Below are 15,935 nucleotides of genomic sequence, written 5' to 3'. Positions count from 1 at the left end.
CTCATGGTCCTCATGCGGTCGCGTCCCTCATGACCCTCGTTCCTCATGCCTTGAGCTTGTATCCGAAGCCCCGGACCGTCTCGATCCGGTCCTGGCCGATCTTGGTGCGCAGCCGCTGGACGTGGACGTCCACGACGCGGGTGTCACCGCCCCAGTCGTAGTCCCAGACCCGTTCCAGGAGCCGGTCGCGCGACAGGACGGTACCCGGTGCGGAGGAGAACTCCAGCAGCAGCCGCATCTCGGTCGGCGTCAGCGCGACGGAGGCGCCCGCCTTGCGGACCTCCATGCCCTCGGTGTCGACCTCCAGGTCGCCGAAGGACAGCACCCCGCGTTCACCGGAGCCGTCGGCCCCGTCGGCGTTCGAGGCGCCGTTCTGCGGGCCGCCGGCGTGGCCGAAGCGGCGCAGCACGGCGCGGATCCGGGCGACGAGGACGGAGCCGTCGAAGGGCTTGGTGACGTAGTCGTCCGCGCCCGCCTCCAGGCCCAGGACCACGTCGATGGAGTCGGCGCGGGCCGACAGCATGATCACGGGGACAGTGGACTCGTCGCGGATGCGGCGGCACAGGCTCACGCCGTCCATCCCGGGCACCATCACGTCGAGGAGGGCGATGTCCGGACGGTCGGCGCGGAAGGACTCCAGCCCGGACAGTCCGTCGGGCATGGCGGTGACCACGAAGCCGTCGCGTTCCAGCGCCAGCGTCGTGGCCTCGCGGATGACGTCGTCGTCCTCCACGAACAGCACATGGGTCTCGGCCATGCCCACCCTCACCTCGTCAGCTCTTCGGCGATACGGCCGGGGCGGGAGGGCTCCCGCCGTCGACCACATTGCTGTAGTCCGTGTGCACCCGGTCCTGTTCGGTGAACCGTTCCCCGTTCCAGCGGTACGTGATCACGTCCTCGCCCGACGGGTAGGCGAGCGCGTCGTTCTTCCCGTAGACCGGTTTGTTGAGCACCAGCTCACCGCGGTCGATCTCCGCGTAGACGGGCGGCTGCTCGTCCGAGAAGACATTCTCGTACTTTCCTCCGTCGGCCCGGTACACGTACGAGCCGCGGCCCATCGCGTCCGCGCAGGACAGCACGTTGACGACGATGTCGACGACGGTGTTCCCGGTGACCTTCCCGTAGCTGACGTCGATCGGGTACTGCTGGCCCGTGCAGGGCTTGAGGTCGCGCTTGACGGCGGCGCTCACCTTCGGGTCCGCCTTGAGCAGGGCCACGGGGTCGACCCGCTTGGCCGTTCCGGCGGACGCGGCGGGGGAGTGGTCCGTGGCGGCCGGTTCGCTGGCCCCGTCGCTCGTCGGCTGGTTGCTCCGGGACACGGTCTCGGTGTGGGCGGGGCCGCCGTCCTTGAGGCCCGTGCCGCCGGTGGAGCAGCCGGCCGCGAACAGCACTGTGCCGACGAGGACGACCGTCCCCGCCGACATCAGTACCAGAGAGCCTCTACCGCCCGGGTCTTGGCCAGTCAGGCCGCGCACCGCTCCCGCCCCTCGTCACGGATGGTGTGGTCACCGCGTTCGAGCGCGCGCATGTCCAGGTCCCGGCTCTCCAGTTCCTGACGGAGCCGGGCCAGTGCGCGGTGCAGGGTGCTCTTCACGGTTCCCGCCGACATACCGAGCGCCGCGGCCGTTTCCTCGGTGCTCATCTGCTCCCAGTGTCGCAGCACCACCACACTGCGCTGCTTGGGCGCGAGCACCTTGAGGATGTCCATCAGCAGGGCGCGGTCGGCGCGCTGGTCGGAGCCGTCCTCGACGGAGGCGTCCGGGAGCTGCTCGGTGGGGACCTCGTCGAGCTTGCGGGCCCGCCACCACTCGGTACGGGTGTTGATCATGACGCGGCGGAGGTAGGCGTCGGCCAGCGACTTGTCGGCGATGCCCTCCCAGCGGCCGTAGGTGCGTACGAGGGCGGTCTGGAGGAGGTCCTGGGCGTCCGTCGGGTCCGGGACCAGGCGCCGGGCACTGCGCAGCAGGGCGTCCTGCCGGGTGCGTACGTACTCCTCGAATTCGAGTACCTCGCCGTGCGCCATCTCAGACCGCCTCCGTTCCGACCAACCGCTCATGCGCTGGCTTGTGGATCCGAAGTTACGGACGGGTTGTCACGGCACTGTGCGGGTCAGCCTTCGGTGGGCGCACGGACACCCGTAGGTTGTGTAACAGTGCCTGTGAGCTGGGGTTTCGCGGCCCGAAGCGGAATGATCGAGTCAACTTCGAGCCGCGCTCCGGCCGGCCACCGGGGGCGTTCGGATTTCGTCGGTCAGCTCTGCGGCAGCCGGTACATGCCGTGCGCGAGCGGCTCCACCAGCCCGTCGGACACCAGCCCGTCCAGCGCGCGCGCCCGCTGCACCGGTTCGTTCCAGACGGTGTCGAGCACCGACTGCGGAACCGGACCGACCGCTTCGCGCAGCACGGCCAGCAGCTTCCCGCGCACCTGCCGGTCGGTCCCGGCGTACGTCTGCCCGCGCCGCGGCGGTCCCTCGTGCGCGGGCTTCCCGGCCAGCCGCCACGCGCACAGGCCCGCCACCGGGCAGCGCGCGCAGTCCGGGTTCTTGGCCGTGCACACCAGCGCGCCCAGCTCCATCGACGCCGCGGCCCAGCGGGCCGCCGTGGCCTCGTCGTCGGGCAGCAGTTCCCGGGCCAGGCGCCGCTCGGCGGCCGTCGTGGCGTTCGGCGGGTACTCGACCCCGCTGGACGCGCGGGCGAAGACCCGGCGCACGTTGGTGTCCAGCACCGCGTGCCGCTGCCCGTACGCGAAGGAGGCCACGGCGGCGGCCGTGTACTCGCCGATCCCCGGCAGCGACAGCAGCTGGGCGTGGTCGCTCGGTACGTCGCCGCCGTGGCGTTCCGTTATCGCGACGGCCGCGCCGTGCAGGCGCAGCGCCCGGCGCGGGTAGCCGAGCCGCCCCCAGGCCCGTACGGCCTCGCCCGGCGCCTCGGCGGCCAGGGCGGCGGGCCGTGGCCACCGGGCGAGCCACTGCTCGTAGACCGGCAGGACCCGGCTGACCGGGGTCTGCTGCAGCATGAACTCGCTGACCATGACCCCCCAGGGGCCGGCCTCGGGGCGGCGCCAGGGCAGGTCACGGGCGTGCTCGTCGAACCACGCGATGACGGGGGAGTGCAGCGCGTGGGTGCGCGGAGGACCGGCGGGGGACGCGGGGGATGAGGCAGATGCAGTCATGGCAGACGCATCCTGGCACGTTTCGGGCCTACGCCGCCCGGCCCGGCCCGGTGAACCAGACGGCGACGGGGGTGCCGCTCGTGCGGACCGCGGCCGTCACCCGGGCCAGCGGGTTCGTGAGCACCAGTACGGCGAGGGTGGCCAGCGAGGCCCCCAGCAGCAGGCCCATCGCCACGTCGTGCGGGTAGTGCACCCCGACGAAGACCCGGGAGAACGCCATCAGCAGGGCGACGGGCACGGTCAGCAGGGCGAGGCGGGGCACGGCCAGCGCGAGGGCGACGGCGGCCGCGCCCGCGATGGCGGAGTGGTTGCTGGGGAAGGACCAGTCCCCGTACGGCGGGCAGGGGACGAGCGAGGCGGCCGCCCCGGCCACCGCCCGGCAGGGCCGTTCCTCGTTCACGGTGGACTTCACCAGCTCGGAGGCGACGTAGACGAGTGCGGTGGCGAGCGGGGCGAGGACGGCGAGCGCCACCGCCCGGGGATCACCGTGCCCGCGCGCACGCCACCAGACGGCTATGAAGAGCAGACCGAAGAGCAGCAGTCCGAATTCGGTCCAGACTTCGAACGCCCACCGCACCCAGGAGGGCGTGGAGTGGGCGAAGTCGGTGATGTCGCGGTAGAGGGCAGAGCTGTCCATGGTCACCGACGGTACTCAAACCTCCGTTCCGGCGGCGTCAGCACCTTGGCCGGATCTCGTCCCTCCCGTGTACGCCCGCAGGATGATCATCGGCAAAACCTGCCGGATGTGCGGCATGGGGGACGCTGATCGCGGCACGAGTTCTCGTAAGGTTCGGTCCGTGGGATCTCTGCGCAATCCGGTCGGGCCGCTCCCCTCCTCCATTTACTGGCGACGGAGGGCCGTGCTGGCGTCCGTCGCGGCGCTCTTGGCGCTGCTCGCCGTATGGACCGTCAGTTCCGGCGGAGGTACGTCGAGTACGAACGGCAAGGGCGGCGGCGACGGCTCCGGACCCGTGCGCACGATCACCCCCGGCCCCTCGGGCTCCGGGCCGGCGATCAGTCAGGCGCCGGGCGGACGGGGCGACTCGGGCGCCGCCTCGGGCGGCGGGGGCAAGAACGGTGAGACGGGCGGCGGTTCGGGCTCGGGGTCCGGCTCCGGTTCCGCTTCGGGCTCCGGCGGCTCAGGCTCCGCGGCCGGCGGCTCCCCGGCACAGGTGCCGGCGGACTTCCCGCTCCCGACGTGCCCGGCGAGCGCGCTGCAGTGGGAGGTCAAGAGCGTGAAGAACGAGTACGAGACGAACGAGAAGCCGCGTCTCGAACTCCTCGTCCGCAACATCTCCGGCAGCACCTGCAAGTTCGGACTCGGTCCGCGGCAATCCGTCGTGACGATCTTCCAGACGCAGGGCGCCAAGGCCGTCTGGTCCTCCGCGGACTGCCCGGCGAACGCGGCGAACGCGTTCTTCCGGCTGCCGGCGCAGGGAGAGACGAAGCAGGCGGTGGAGTGGGACCGGAAGCTGAGCGCGCCGGACCAGTGCCAGACGCCTCCGGCGGGGAGCCCGGCGGCTGACACGTATGTGGTCGAGGTGAAGTCCCCGGGCCTTCCGGTGGCCCGCACCTCCTTCGTCCTGAAGCAGGACTGACCCCTCTTGGCCGCCTGCGGGTGGGTGCCGCCGCGCGGATCGGTCCCCTACCCGCCCTTCCACCGTTCCCCGGGCTGCGCCCGGATCGGCCGGCCGTCGGGGTCGGGGTCGCGCCGGTCACCGCACGGCGCTCCGCGCCCGCGCCCCGAACTCCCCCAGCCAACGCTGGGAGGTGCCCCTGGCGGGGCCGGGTCACCGGGGTGCCGTCAGACGTAGCGTTCCAGGATCGACGACTCCGCCAGGCGGGACAGGCCCTCGCGGACGCTGCGCGCACGGGCCTCGCCGACGCCGTCCACCGTCTGGAGGTCGTCCACCGACGCCGCCAGCAGCTTCTGCAGCCCGCCGAAGTGCTCGACCAGCCGCTCGATGATCGCCCCCGGCAGCCTCGGCACCTTGGCCAGCAGCCGGTACCCGCGCGGCGACACCGCCGAGTCGAGGGTCTCCGGCGAGCCGGTGTACCCCAGGGCCTTCGCCACGATCGCCAGTTCCAGCAGTTCCGGATGGGTCAGCGCGTCCAGCGCCGGCAGCGCTTCCTCCACCGTGCGGGAACGCTTCGCCGTCGGCTCCGGAACGTAGTCCCGGATCACCAGCTCCCGCTCCTGCTCGATGCCGACGGTCAGTTCGTCCAGCTGGAGCGACAGCAGTCGTCCGTCCGTGCCCAGTTCGACCACGTACTCGGCGATTTCCGTCGCGATCCGGCGGACCATTTCCAGCCGCTGGGCGACCGCCGTCACGTCGCGGACGGTGACCAGGTCCTCGATCTCCAGCGCCGACAGCGTCCCCGCGACCTCGTCGAGCCGCAGCTTGTACCGCTCCAGGGTGGCCAGCGCCTGGTTCGCCCGCGACAGGATCGCCCCGGACTCCTCCAGGACCCGCCGCTCCCCGTCGACGTAGAGGGCGATCAGCCGCATCGACTGGGACACGGAGACCACCGGGAAGCCGCACTGCTTCGAGACGCGGTCCGCGGTGCGGTGCCGGGTGCCGGTCTCCTCCGTCGGGATCGACGCGTCGGGCACCAGCTGCACGCCGGCCCGCAGGATCTTGGTGATGTCCTTGTCGAGGATGAGCGCGCCGTCGAGCTTGCACAGCTCGCGCAGCCGGGTCGCGGTGAACTCCACGTCCAGGACGAAGCCGCCCGTGCACATCGCCTCGACGTTCTTGTCCATGCCGAGGACGATGAGCCCGCCCGTGTTGCCGCGGACGATCCGCTCCAGGCCGTCGCGCAGGGGCTGACCAGGCGCGACGGCGCTCAGCGAGGCGCGCATCAGCGCGTCGTGCTTGGAGCTCGCGCCGGACTTCCCGGGTGCTGATGCCCCGTCCTTGGCTGCCACTGCACTCCTCCGGTCGCGGGTTGCGCCGCCTGCGTACAGCCGGGCGGACCAGCACAAAGTCTACCGGCGCGGGCTGTGCGCCCGCCGTGCCTTGGCGCGCATCGCCGCGACGGGGGTCCGTACGGAGGCCCGCGCGGGTCCCCTGACCTGGCCCGGGAGGGCCCGCGGGAGGTCCGGGCCGGCCCGCGTGCGGAGGCTCTTATTCCGCTGCGCGCTCCTTCGCCGGGGTGCGGGAGCGGCCGCGCGGCAGGACCCGCAGCGCGTCGCCCACGTCCGCGACCTCGGTCACCTTCATCCCCGCGGGAACCTTCCCCGGATCCGCCGGCACCAACGCGTGCGTGAAGCCCAGCCGGTGCGCCTCGGACAGCCGCCGCTGCACACCCGTCACCCGCCTCACCTCGCCGGCGAGCCCGACCTCCCCGATGGCGACGAGGTTCTTCGGCAGCGGCACGTCACTGGCGGCCGAGGCCAGCGCGAGCGCGATCGCGAGGTCGGCGGCGGGTTCGGTGAGCTTCACGCCGCCCACGGTCGCGCTGTAGATGTCCCGCTTGCCGAGCGCGGTGATCCGCCCGCGCTGCTCCAGCACCGCCAGCATCATCGAGACGCGCGAGGTCTCCAGGCCGGAGGTGGTGCGGCGAGGGGAGGGGATCTGCGAGTCGACGGTGAGCGCCTGCACCTCGGCGACCAGCGGGCGCTTGCCCTCCAGGGTCACGGTCAGGCAGGTGCCCGGCACCGCCTCGGCCCGCCGGGTCAGGAACAGCCCGCTGGGGTCGGCGAGCCCGGTGATGCCCTCGTCGTGGAGCTCGAAGCAGCCGACCTCGTCGGTGGCGCCGTAGCGGTTCTTCACACCGCGTACGAGGCGCAGTCGCGCGTGGCGGTCGCCCTCGAAGCTGAGGACCACGTCCACCAGGTGCTCCAGCAGACGGGGGCCGGCGATCGCCCCGTCCTTGGTGACGTGGCCGACCAGGAGGGTGGCCATGCCCCGTTCCTTGGACGCGCGGATCAGCGCGCCGGCCACCTCCCGGACCTGGGCCATGCCGCCGGGCGCGCCGTCGATCTCGGGGGAGGCGATGGTCTGTACGGAGTCCAGGACCAGCAGGGAGGGCTTCACCGCGTCGAGGTGGCCCAGTACGGCGGACAGGTCGGTCTCGGCGGCGAGGAAGAGGTGGTCGTTGAGGGCGTTGATCCGGTCGGCGCGCAGCCGGACCTGGCTCGCGGACTCCTCGCCCGTGACGTAGAGGGTGCGGTGGTCGCCGGTGGCCGCCTTCGCCGCGACGTCGAGCAGCAGGGTCGACTTGCCGACGCCGGGCTCGCCGGCGAGGAGGACGACGGCGCCCGGGACCAGCCCGCCGCCCAGGACGCGGTCCAGTTCGTCGACGCCGGTGCTGCGCGCGGTCGCGGTGCGGCCGTCGACCTGGGCGATGGGCAGGGCGGGCGCGGAGACGCGGCCGGCCGCGGTGGTCCGTACGGCGGGCGCCCCGCCCATCTCCTCGACGGTGCCCCACGCCTGGCATTCGGGGCAGCGGCCGAGCCATTTCGCGGTCGTCCAGCCGCACTCGGAGCAACGGTAGGACGGCCGGTCCTTGGCGGACGAGCGGGAGGTACGGGCAGCAGCCATGCGGCCCACGGTAACCGCAGCCACCGACAGCCCCGGCCGTACGGGCGTCAGGGGCGCTGTCAGCGGGGTACCGATCTGTTCACCCGTAAGGGCTAAAACTGCTGAAGGCTTCCGGGGCGTCACCGGCGCGCCGCCTACGGTCGCCAGGTGAACAGCAGCAACCAGGGAGACCCCGCATCGCGCACCGGCGCACACCGGGCGCACGGGCGCACGCCCTCGGCGGACCCGGCGTACCCGGGGGCACCGGCGGCCCCCGCCCGCCCGGCGGCCCCGGACGAACAGCCCCCGCCCTCCCGGCACGAGCCCTACCTGGACGGACTGTTCACCTACTGCCTCTCCGTCCTCTGCGACCACGACACCGCCACCGAGGTGCTCGGGGACGTCCTCGCCGTCGCCGAACGCCATCCCGGCCGGTGTCCCGACGAGGGCGGCCGCCGCGCCTGGCTGTACGCCCTGGCCCGCTGGGGCTGCCTGAGCCGGCTGGCCGAGCGGCGGAGCGCACGCCAGGGGGCGCATTCCGCCCGGCGTACGCCGGAGCACACGAACGCCGGGCATGCTCCGGGGGAGCGCCCCGGGTTCGACGTCAGCGCCCACCGCCGTACCGAGCTGGCCCGGCTCGCCTGGCCCGAGGCCGCCGGCACCACCCCCGAGCAGCGCGAAGCCCTCGAACTCGCCGTCCGCCACCGCCTCGGCGTCGGTGAACTCGCCGCCGTCCTCGGCACCCCCGCCGCCGCCGCGCGCGAACTGCTGTCCGGCGCCGCCTGCGAGGTGGAGCGCACCCGCGCCGCCCTCGCCGTCGTGGAGACCGGCAACTGTCCGGCCGTGGCCCGCCTCACCGGCGACCAGGGCGACGGCGCCCCCGGCGACGTACTGCTGTCCAGCACCCTGCGCGCCGAACTCGTCCGCCACGTCGACGACTGCCCGCGCTGCCGCCGCGCCGCCGAACGCGTGGGCGCCGGCGCCCCCTGGCCCGGTACCGGCGGCGTCCACGCCGCGCTCCCGCTGGTCCCGGCCCCCCGCCCCGCCCTGCACGCCGCGATGCTCCGCTCGGGCCGGCGCCGCGGCGGGCGCCCCGGACCGCGCTTCGACCGGACCGGTTTCCCCATGGACCCCAAGGACCGCGCCGCCCGGCGCGACCGGCTCCGGGCGCGGGCCGTGACCACCACCGTCGTCGCCACCGTCGTCGCCGCTCCCGTACTCGCCCTGTGGGCGGCGTACCGGGGCGCCCCCGTCACCGGTGAACCCGTCGGCGCCGACGGCACCCGCGTCTCCGCCAGCGAATCGCAGATCCCGCCCCCGTACGCGGCCGAGGGGCGCCCCCTGACCGCCTACGAGAACACCGGCAACACGGCGCACACCACCGGCGAGCCCGGCTTCGCCCCCGGCGCCGCCGGCCCCGACGTCTCCGTCGAGGTGATCAGCACCGGCCCGCCCGCCACCCCCGGAGCGGACGCCCCCGGCGCCCCCGGCCGGCTCACGGTCGCCGCCACCACCCGCGGCTCCACCACCCTGCTCACCCTCACGGCCTCCGGCGGCGGCCCCGTCGACTGGCGGCTCTGGTCGGACGCGCCCTGGCTGCGCGCGAGCCGCACGGCGGGCACCCTCGCCCCCGGAGAATCGGTCATCCTGCGGATCACCGTGGACGCCGGGGCCCAGCCCGTCGGCGCCTGGAGCGCCCGCGTCGGGGTGGACCCGGCCGGCGCGATGATCGTCGTCCAGGGCCGCGGCCGCCCGGCCCCCACCCCGGACCCGCCGCAGCCCACGCCGACGCCGACCCCGGACCCGCCGCAGCCCACCCCCACGCCGACACCGACCCCCACCCCGACGCCCACGCCGACCCCGACGCCCACACCGACGGACCCCCCGGCCCCGGAGCCGTCCTCAGGAGGAACGGTTTCCCCCGGACCGGCCCCCTCCGGGCCCTGACGCCGTCAGGAGCGGTCCACCGGGGGCACCGGATCCGCGGGATGCGGTGCCATCGGCAGCAGCGAGGCCAGCCGCGCCTCGCACAGCCTCACCAGCTCCGCGTACCCCTCCGCACCCATCAGCTCCGTCAGCTCCGCCCGGTACGACACGTACACCGGGTCGCCGGCCCCGTGCGCGGAGGTCGCCGACGTGCACCACCAGTGCAGGTCGTGACCGCCCGGGCCCCAGCCGCGCCGGTCGTACTCGCCGATCGACACCTGCAGGATCCGGGTGTCGTCGGGGCGGTCGATCCAGTCGTACGTACGGCGGATCGGCAGCTGCCAGCACACGTCCGGCTTGGTCTCCAGCGGCTCCTGGCCCCCCTTGAGGGCCAGGATGTGCAGCGAGCACCCCGCCCCGGCCGGGAAACCGGGCCGGTTCAGGAAGATGCAGGCCCCGTCCCAGCGGCGGGTCTGCTTCTCCCCGTCGTCGTCGAGCTGCGTCCAGCCGGACTCGCTCCCGACGTCGTGGAACTGCCACAGCTCGGGGGTGAGCCGCGCCACGTGCTCGGCGACCCGCTTCTCGTCGTCCTCGTCGGAGAAGTGCGCCCCGAGGGTGCAGCAGCCGTCATCGGCCCGCCCGGCCTGGATCCCCTGGCAGCCACTGCCGAAGATGCAGGTCCAGCGGGAGGTCAGCCAGGTCAGGTCGCAGCGGAAGACCTGCTCGTCATCGGCGGGGTCGGGGAATTCCACCCAGGCCCGGGGGAAGTCGAGCCCCTTCTCGTCCGGCTCCTCGCCCTTGTCCTTCTTCGACCGGGTCTTGTTGGCCTTCTTCGTATTTGGCACAAAGCCCAGCCTAAGGGCCCCTTGCTCCGCTCCTCCGCGTTCGGCCCAGTAGCGTTTCCCGCATGAGACTCGGTGTCCTGGATGTGGGTTCGAACACGGTCCATCTGCTGGTGGTCGACGCGCACCCCGGCGCGCGCCCGCTGCCCGCGCACTCGCACAAGGTGCAACTGCGCCTGGCGCAGCTCCTGGACGAGCGCGGGGCCGTCAGCGCGGACGGCATAGAGCGCCTCGTCTCGGTGATCGGCGAGGCCGTGCAGGCCGCCGAGGACAAGGGCTGCGAGGACCTGCTGCCCTTCGCGACCAGCGCGGTGCGCGAGGCCCCCAACGCCGACGAGGTCCTCGCCCGGGTGAAGGCCGAGACCGGGCTGGAGCTCCCGGTGCTCAGCGGCGACGACGAGGCCCGGCTGACCTTCCTCGCGGTCCGGCGGTGGTTCGGCTGGTCGGCCGGCAAGCTGCTGGTCCTGGACATCGGCGGCGGCTCGCTGGAGATCGCGTACGGCATCGACGAGGAGCCGGACGCGGCCGTCTCCCTCCCGCTCGGCGCCGGCCGCCTCACCTCCGCCTGGCTCCCCGGCGACCCGCCGGACCCGGCGGACGTGAAGGCCCTGCGCCGGCACGTGCGGGCCAGCATCGCCCGCACGGTCGGCGAGTTCAGCCGCTTCGGCGCCCCGGACCACGTCGTCGCCACCTCGAAGACCTTCAAGCAGCTCGCCCGCATCGCGGGCGCGGCCCGGGAGGCGGACGGCCTGTACGTGCAGCGGGACCTGACCCGCAAGGCCCTGGGCGAGTGGGTCCCGCGACTGGCCGAGATGACCACCGCCGAACGCTCCGCCCTCCCCGGCGTCTCGGACGGCCGCGCCGCCCAGCTCCTGGCCGGGGCCCTGGTGGCGGAGGCCGCGATGGACCTCTTCGGCGTGGACGAGCTGGAGATCTGCCCGTGGGCCCTGCGCGAGGGAGTGATCCTGCGGAGGCTGGACCACCTGCCCCCCGGGGCGTGATCCTGCGGAGGCTGGACCACCCGCCGGGGCCCCGGCGATCATCGCCGGATGATCACGATCCTGACGCCCCGCGTCATCGAGGCGCTCGGCCGGTTCAACGACGCCCACCCCTGGGACCACAACGCCCACTACCACCCGTGGATCCTGCGGCAGCTGCCCCGCCGCCGCGCCCGCGCCCTGGACGTCGGCTCCGGCAGCGGCGACCTGGCCAGGGCGCTGACCGCGCGCGCCGCCGCCGTGCACGGGGTCGACGCCGATCCGCGGATCGTCGCGCGGGCCCGGGAGCTCACCCCCGCCGGGGCACCGGTGACCTTCGCCGTCGGGGAGGCCCTGGAGGAGGAGGGGACGTACGACGTCGTCACCTGCGTGGCCGTCCTCCACCACCTGCCGTTCACCGAGGCCCTCGGCCACTTCCGCGAGCGGCTCGCGCCGGGCGGGACCCTGGTCGTCGTCGGCGTGTACCGGGCGCGGACCCGCGGCGACCACCTCCTCGGCGCCGTCGCGGTCCCGCTGAACGCCGCCCTGGGATGGACCAAGAACAAGGGGCGTACGGCACCCCGCCCGGCCTCGATGACCGCCCCGACCAGGCCCGCGTCCATGACCTTCGCCGAGATCGCCCACGAGGCCGCCCGGCTGCTGCCGGGCGTCCGGCTGCGCCGTCGGCTGTTCTGGCGCTACACGCTGGTCTGGCGACGGCATTGAGACGGCTTCCGGGGCCGGGCCGCCCCGGCGGGGCAGGGGCCCCGTAATCTGTCCCCGTGGCAGAACCAGTCCGTATCCCGACCACCACCACCCCGAAAGTCGCGCTCTCCACCGCCTCCGTCTACCCGGAGTCCACGGCGACCGCCTTCGAGATCGCCGCCCGCCTCGGCTACGACGGCGTCGAGGTCATGGTCTGGACGGACCCGGTCAGCCAGGACGTCGACGCCCTGCGCCGGCTGTCGGACCATCACGGGGTGCCGATCCTGGCCGTCCACGCCCCCTGCCTGCTCATCACCCAGCGCGTGTGGTCCACCGACCCCTGGATCAAGCTCCAGCGCGCCCGCGCGGCGGCCGAGAAGCTGGGCGCGAGCACGGTCGTCGTGCACCCGCCGTTCCGTTGGCAGCGGCAGTACTCCCGCGACTTCGTCACCGGGATCTGGCGGATGGCCGACGAGACCGACGTCCGCTTCGCCGTGGAGAACATGTACCCCTGGCGCTACCGCGACCGCGAGATGCTCGCCTACGCGCCCGAGTGGGACGTCACCAAGGACGACTACCGGCACTTCACCGTCGACCTCTCGCACACCGCGACCGCCCGTACGGACGCCACCGCCATGATCGACCGGATGGGCGACCGGCTCGCCCACATCCACCTCGCCGACGGCAACGGATCGGCCAAGGACGAGCACCTGGTCCCCGGCCGGGGCACCCAGCCCTGCGCGGAGCTGCTCACCGGCCTGGCCCGGACCTCCTTCGACGGGCACGTCGTCATCGAGGTGAACACCCGCCGCGCCATGTCGTCCGCCGAGCGCGAGGCCGACCTCGCCGAGGCGCTGGCCTTCACCCGCCTGCACCTCTCGAAGCCGGTGCGCCGCTCATGACGGAGCCGTCCGACCAGGCCGGCCCGTCCGGGCCCGCCGCCGAACCGGTCGAGCCGGTCGAGCCCGTCAAGCGCCGCCGCGGCCCCGGCCGGCCCCGCCAGGACGAGACCGACGACGGCCCCGGCACCCAGGAGCGGATCCGCCTCGCCGCCCGCGAGGTGTTCGCCGAACGCGGCTACGACAAGACCTCCGTCCGCGGCATCGCCAAGGTGGCCGGCGTGGACCCGGCCCTGGTGCACCACTACTTCGGGAGCAAGGACGACCTCTTCGCCGCCGCCATCGAGGTGAGCATGGAGCCCGCCCTGGTGGTCCCGGCGATCATCGGCGACGGCCCCGAAGGCATCGGCGAACGGCTGGCCCGCTACTTCCTCGGCATCTGGGAGAACCCGGTCTCCCGCGCCCCCCTGCTCGCCGTGATCCGCTCCGCCCTCACCCACGAGGCCGCGGCCAAGGTGCTGCGCGGCCTGATCCTGCGCCGGGTCCTGGAACGGGTCGCCGCCGACCTCGACGTACCGGACCCGACGCTGCGGGCCGAGCTGGCCGCCTCCCACATGATCGGCATCGCGCTGCTGCGCTACGTGGTCCGCGTGGAGCCGCTCGCGTCCGCCGACCCGGAGCGGATCGTCGCCCTCGTGGCACCCACGCTCCAGCGCTACCTGACCGAGGAATGAGCCCGTCGTCCCGGCATCCGGACGAGCTGTCCGGATCGCGGGCGGTGGGCGTAGCTTTGTAACCGAGCCATATCCGCAGTCGCGGCTGACCGTACAGCCGCACTCATGGGGAGTGAAACCGCATGCCCGAGCTGAGGTCCCGCACCGTCACCCACGGCCGCAACATGGCAGGCGCTCGTGCGCTGATGCGCGCGTCGGGCGTAGCGAGCGAGGACATCGGCAAGCCGATCATCGCGGTCGCCAACTCCTTCACCGAGTTCGTCCCCGGCCACACCCACCTGGCCCCCGTCGGCCGCATCGTCTCGGACGCGATCCGCGCCGCCGGCGCGATCCCGCGCGAGTTCAACACCATCGCGGTCGACGACGGCATCGCCATGGGCCACGCCGGCATGCTCTACTCCCTGCCCTCCCGCGACCTGATCGCGGACTCGGTCGAGTACATGGTCGAGGCGCACTGCGCCGACGCGCTGATCTGCATCTCCAACTGCGACAAGATCACCCCCGGCATGCTGATGGCCGCCATGCGCCTCAACATCCCGGTCGTCTTCGTCTCCGGCGGCCCGATGGAGGCCGGCCAGGCCACCCTCGTCGACGGCACCGTCCGCAAGCTCGACCTGATCGACGCCATGGTCGACGCCTCCAACGAGAACGTCTCCGACGAGGACGTCCTGCGCATCGAGGAGAACGCCTGCCCGACCTGCGGCTCGTGTTCGGGCATGTTCACCGCCAACTCGATGAACTGCCTCGCCGAGGCCATCGGCCTCGCCCTCCCCGGCAACGGCTCGGTCCTCGCCACGCACACCGCCCGCCGCGCCCTGTACGAGGACGCCGGCCGCACGGTCGTGGAGATCACCAAGCGGTACTACGAGGGCGGCGACGAGTCCGTCCTCCCGCGCAACATCGCCACCCGCGAGGCCTTCGAGAACGCCATGGCCCTCGACATCGCCATGGGCGGCTCCACGAACACGATCCTCCACCTCCTCGCCGCCGCCCAGGAGGCCGGCCTGGACTACGACCTCACCGACATCGACGCCGTCTCCCGCCGCGTCCCGTGCCTGGCCAAGGTCGCCCCGAACGTGGCGCCCGGCGGCACGTACTACATGGAGGACATCCACCGCGCCGGCGGCATCCCCGCCATCCTCGGCGAACTGCACCGCGGCGGGCTCCTCAACAAGGACGTCACCACCGTCCACTCGGAGAACCTGGAGGACTGGCTCGCGCAGTGGGACGCCCGCTCCGGCACCGCCTCCGACGTGGCGATGGAGCTGTGGCACGCGGCCCCCGGCTGCAAGCGCTCCGCGACCGCCTTCTCCCAGTCCGAGCGCTGGGAGACCCTCGACCTCGACGCCGAGGGCGGATGCATCCGCTCCGTGCAGCACGCGTACTCCAAGGACGGCGGCCTCGCCGTCCTGCGCGGCAACATCGCGGCCGACGGCTGCGTGGTCAAGACCGCCGGCGTCGACGAGTCGATCTGGACCTTCGAGGGCCCGGCCGTGGTCTGCGAATCGCAGGACGAGGCCGTCGAGAAGATCCTCTCCAAGCAGATCGCGCCGGGCGACGTCGTCGTCATCCGCTACGAGGGCCCGCGCGGCGGCCCCGGCATGCAGGAGATGCTCTACCCGACCTCCTTCCTCAAGGGCCGCGGCCTCGGCAAGGTCTGCGCCCTGGTGACGGACGGCCGCTTCTCCGGCGGCACCTCGGGCCTGTCCATCGGCCACGCCTCCCCGGAGGCGGCCTCGGGCGGCAACATCGCCGTCGTCGAGGACGGTGACCGGATCCGCATCGACATCCCGAACCGCTCCATCGAGCTCCTGGTCTCCGACGAGGTGCTGGCGGCCCGGCACGAGGCCCTCGGCGGCGTCTACGCCCCGAAGGACCGCGAGCGCAATGTCTCCGCGGCCCTGCGCGCCTACGCGGCGATGGCCACCAGCGCCGACAAGGGCGCGGTCCGCGACGTCACCCGCCTGGGCTGACCCACCGGCATCCGGAACCCCGCCGGGCGGCTCACCACCCGGCGGGGTTCCGCGCGTCTCCTCCTTCACGCGTCGCTCGCGCCGTTCGGCGCCGGGGCGCCTTCCGGGCTTCGCGCCGCTGCGCCGGGCTCCGCCCGTCGGCCGCAGCGGCTCACCACCCGGCGGGGTTCCGCGCGTCTCCTCCTTCACGCGTCGCTCGCGCCGTTCGGCGCCGGGGCGCCTTCCGGGCTTCGCGCCGCTGC

The 15,935-nt window shown here is 73.5% G+C and carries 15 protein-coding genes; 7 read left to right on the top strand and 8 right to left on the bottom strand.

Annotated elements, in window-relative coordinates:
* Positions 1 to 43 precede the first annotated feature (43 nt).
* The 5 genes from cseB to ACZ5D2_RS34135 all read right to left on the bottom strand — a co-directional run bounded on the left by cseB (position 44) and on the right by ACZ5D2_RS34135 (position 3,808).
* Positions 44 to 757: a two-component system response regulator CseB gene (cseB, locus tag ACZ5D2_RS34155; RefSeq protein ID WP_371678010.1), complete on the bottom strand. Its 714-nt coding sequence runs from the start codon at positions 755 to 757 to the stop codon at positions 44 to 46.
* Between the two features lie 16 nt (positions 758 to 773).
* The gene (locus ACZ5D2_RS34150) at positions 774 to 1,424 is read right to left on the bottom strand and encodes a hypothetical protein (protein ID WP_371678011.1); all 651 of its coding nucleotides are present in this window, start codon (positions 1,422 to 1,424) and stop codon (positions 774 to 776) included.
* 38 nt (positions 1,425 to 1,462) lie between these two features.
* A complete protein-coding gene (locus ACZ5D2_RS34145) occupies positions 1,463 to 2,023 on the bottom strand; it encodes a SigE family RNA polymerase sigma factor (RefSeq protein WP_030236813.1) in 561 nt (186 codons plus the stop codon).
* A 227-nt stretch (positions 2,024 to 2,250) separates the two neighbouring features.
* Positions 2,251 to 3,171 carry an HhH-GPD family protein gene (locus tag ACZ5D2_RS34140; protein ID WP_371678012.1) on the bottom strand — a complete coding sequence of 307 codons (921 nt, stop codon included), beginning with the start codon at positions 3,169 to 3,171 and terminating at the stop codon, positions 2,251 to 2,253.
* 28 nt (positions 3,172 to 3,199) lie between these two features.
* On the bottom strand, positions 3,200 to 3,808 hold the full coding sequence (locus ACZ5D2_RS34135; protein WP_371678013.1) for a phosphatase PAP2 family protein: 609 nt from the start codon (positions 3,806 to 3,808) through the stop codon (positions 3,200 to 3,202).
* A gap of 223 nt (positions 3,809 to 4,031) precedes the next feature.
* Here ACZ5D2_RS34135 and ACZ5D2_RS34130 point away from each other — a divergent pair, with 223 nt between their 5' ends.
* Entirely contained in the window at positions 4,032 to 4,769 is a 738-nt protein-coding gene (locus tag ACZ5D2_RS34130; protein WP_468934836.1) for a hypothetical protein, read from the top strand.
* 206 nt (positions 4,770 to 4,975) lie between these two features.
* On the opposite strand, the gene disA is transcribed toward ACZ5D2_RS34130, so the two are convergent.
* Both disA and radA read right to left on the bottom strand, forming a co-directional pair.
* The gene (gene disA, locus ACZ5D2_RS34125) at positions 4,976 to 6,100 is read right to left on the bottom strand and encodes a DNA integrity scanning diadenylate cyclase DisA (protein ID WP_030236804.1); all 1,125 of its coding nucleotides are present in this window, start codon (positions 6,098 to 6,100) and stop codon (positions 4,976 to 4,978) included.
* Positions 6,101 to 6,299: 199 nt separating this feature from the next.
* The gene (radA, locus tag ACZ5D2_RS34120) at positions 6,300 to 7,718 is read right to left on the bottom strand and encodes a DNA repair protein RadA (RefSeq protein ID WP_266839796.1); all 1,419 of its coding nucleotides are present in this window, start codon (positions 7,716 to 7,718) and stop codon (positions 6,300 to 6,302) included.
* 147 nt (positions 7,719 to 7,865) lie between these two features.
* Here radA and ACZ5D2_RS34115 point away from each other — a divergent pair, with 147 nt between their 5' ends.
* Positions 7,866 to 9,644, top strand: a complete 1,779-nt coding sequence (locus tag ACZ5D2_RS34115) for a BACON domain-containing protein (RefSeq protein ID WP_371678015.1) — start codon at positions 7,866 to 7,868, stop codon at positions 9,642 to 9,644.
* 5 nt (positions 9,645 to 9,649) lie between these two features.
* Here ACZ5D2_RS34115 and ACZ5D2_RS34110 read toward each other — a convergent pair whose 3' ends face one another.
* The gene (locus ACZ5D2_RS34110) at positions 9,650 to 10,468 is read right to left on the bottom strand and encodes a DUF3109 family protein (RefSeq protein WP_371678016.1); all 819 of its coding nucleotides are present in this window, start codon (positions 10,466 to 10,468) and stop codon (positions 9,650 to 9,652) included.
* A gap of 62 nt (positions 10,469 to 10,530) precedes the next feature.
* On the opposite strand from ACZ5D2_RS34110, the gene ACZ5D2_RS34105 reads away from it, so the two are divergent.
* The 5 genes from ACZ5D2_RS34105 (at position 10,531) to ilvD (ending at position 15,693) form a co-directional block, all read left to right on the top strand.
* Positions 10,531 to 11,466 carry a Ppx/GppA family phosphatase gene (locus ACZ5D2_RS34105; protein WP_371678017.1) on the top strand — a complete coding sequence of 312 codons (936 nt, stop codon included), beginning with the start codon at positions 10,531 to 10,533 and terminating at the stop codon, positions 11,464 to 11,466.
* A gap of 51 nt (positions 11,467 to 11,517) precedes the next feature.
* Complete coding sequence (locus ACZ5D2_RS34100; protein ID WP_371681235.1) at positions 11,518 to 12,168, top strand: class I SAM-dependent methyltransferase; 651 nt, start codon at positions 11,518 to 11,520, stop codon at positions 12,166 to 12,168.
* Positions 12,169 to 12,224: 56 nt separating this feature from the next.
* Positions 12,225 to 13,049 (top strand): sugar phosphate isomerase/epimerase family protein, encoded by an 825-nt coding sequence (locus ACZ5D2_RS34095; RefSeq protein WP_371678018.1) that lies wholly within the window; start codon positions 12,225 to 12,227, stop codon positions 13,047 to 13,049.
* Positions 13,046 to 13,720, top strand: coding sequence for a TetR/AcrR family transcriptional regulator (locus tag ACZ5D2_RS34090; RefSeq protein ID WP_371678019.1), 675 nt, complete (start codon positions 13,046 to 13,048; stop codon positions 13,718 to 13,720). The genes ACZ5D2_RS34095 and ACZ5D2_RS34090 overlap by 4 nt, the downstream gene beginning before the upstream one ends.
* Positions 13,721 to 13,842: 122 nt before the next feature.
* A complete protein-coding gene (gene ilvD / locus ACZ5D2_RS34085) occupies positions 13,843 to 15,693 on the top strand; it encodes a dihydroxy-acid dehydratase (RefSeq protein WP_371678020.1) in 1,851 nt (616 codons plus the stop codon).
* Positions 15,694 to 15,935 lie beyond the last annotated feature (242 nt).

This window comes from Streptomyces sp. NPDC031479, from assembly GCF_055581065.1.
Note: the sequence above shows the minus strand (reverse complement) of the source record. Positions and strands in the feature narration are given on the sequence as shown.

Excerpts from the sequence above, each read along its gene's own strand:
- cseB (WP_371678010.1), bottom strand. The coding sequence starts at position 757 with ATGGCCGAGACCCATGTGCTGTTCGTGGAGGACGACGACGTCATCCGC.
- ACZ5D2_RS34150 (WP_371678011.1), bottom strand. The coding sequence starts at position 1,424 with ATGTCGGCGGGGACGGTCGTCCTCGTCGGCACAGTGCTGTTCGCGGCC.
- ACZ5D2_RS34145 (WP_030236813.1), bottom strand. The coding sequence starts at position 2,023 with ATGGCGCACGGCGAGGTACTCGAATTCGAGGAGTACGTACGCACCCGG.
- ACZ5D2_RS34140 (WP_371678012.1), bottom strand. The coding sequence starts at position 3,171 with ATGACTGCATCTGCCTCATCCCCCGCGTCCCCCGCCGGTCCTCCGCGC.
- ACZ5D2_RS34135 (WP_371678013.1), bottom strand. The coding sequence starts at position 3,808 with ATGGACAGCTCTGCCCTCTACCGCGACATCACCGACTTCGCCCACTCC.
- radA (WP_266839796.1), bottom strand. The coding sequence starts at position 7,718 with ATGGCTGCTGCCCGTACCTCCCGCTCGTCCGCCAAGGACCGGCCGTCC.
- ACZ5D2_RS34105 (WP_371678017.1), top strand. The coding sequence starts at position 10,531 with ATGAGACTCGGTGTCCTGGATGTGGGTTCGAACACGGTCCATCTGCTG.
- ACZ5D2_RS34090 (WP_371678019.1), top strand. The coding sequence starts at position 13,046 with ATGACGGAGCCGTCCGACCAGGCCGGCCCGTCCGGGCCCGCCGCCGAA.
- ilvD (WP_371678020.1), top strand. The coding sequence starts at position 13,843 with ATGCCCGAGCTGAGGTCCCGCACCGTCACCCACGGCCGCAACATGGCA.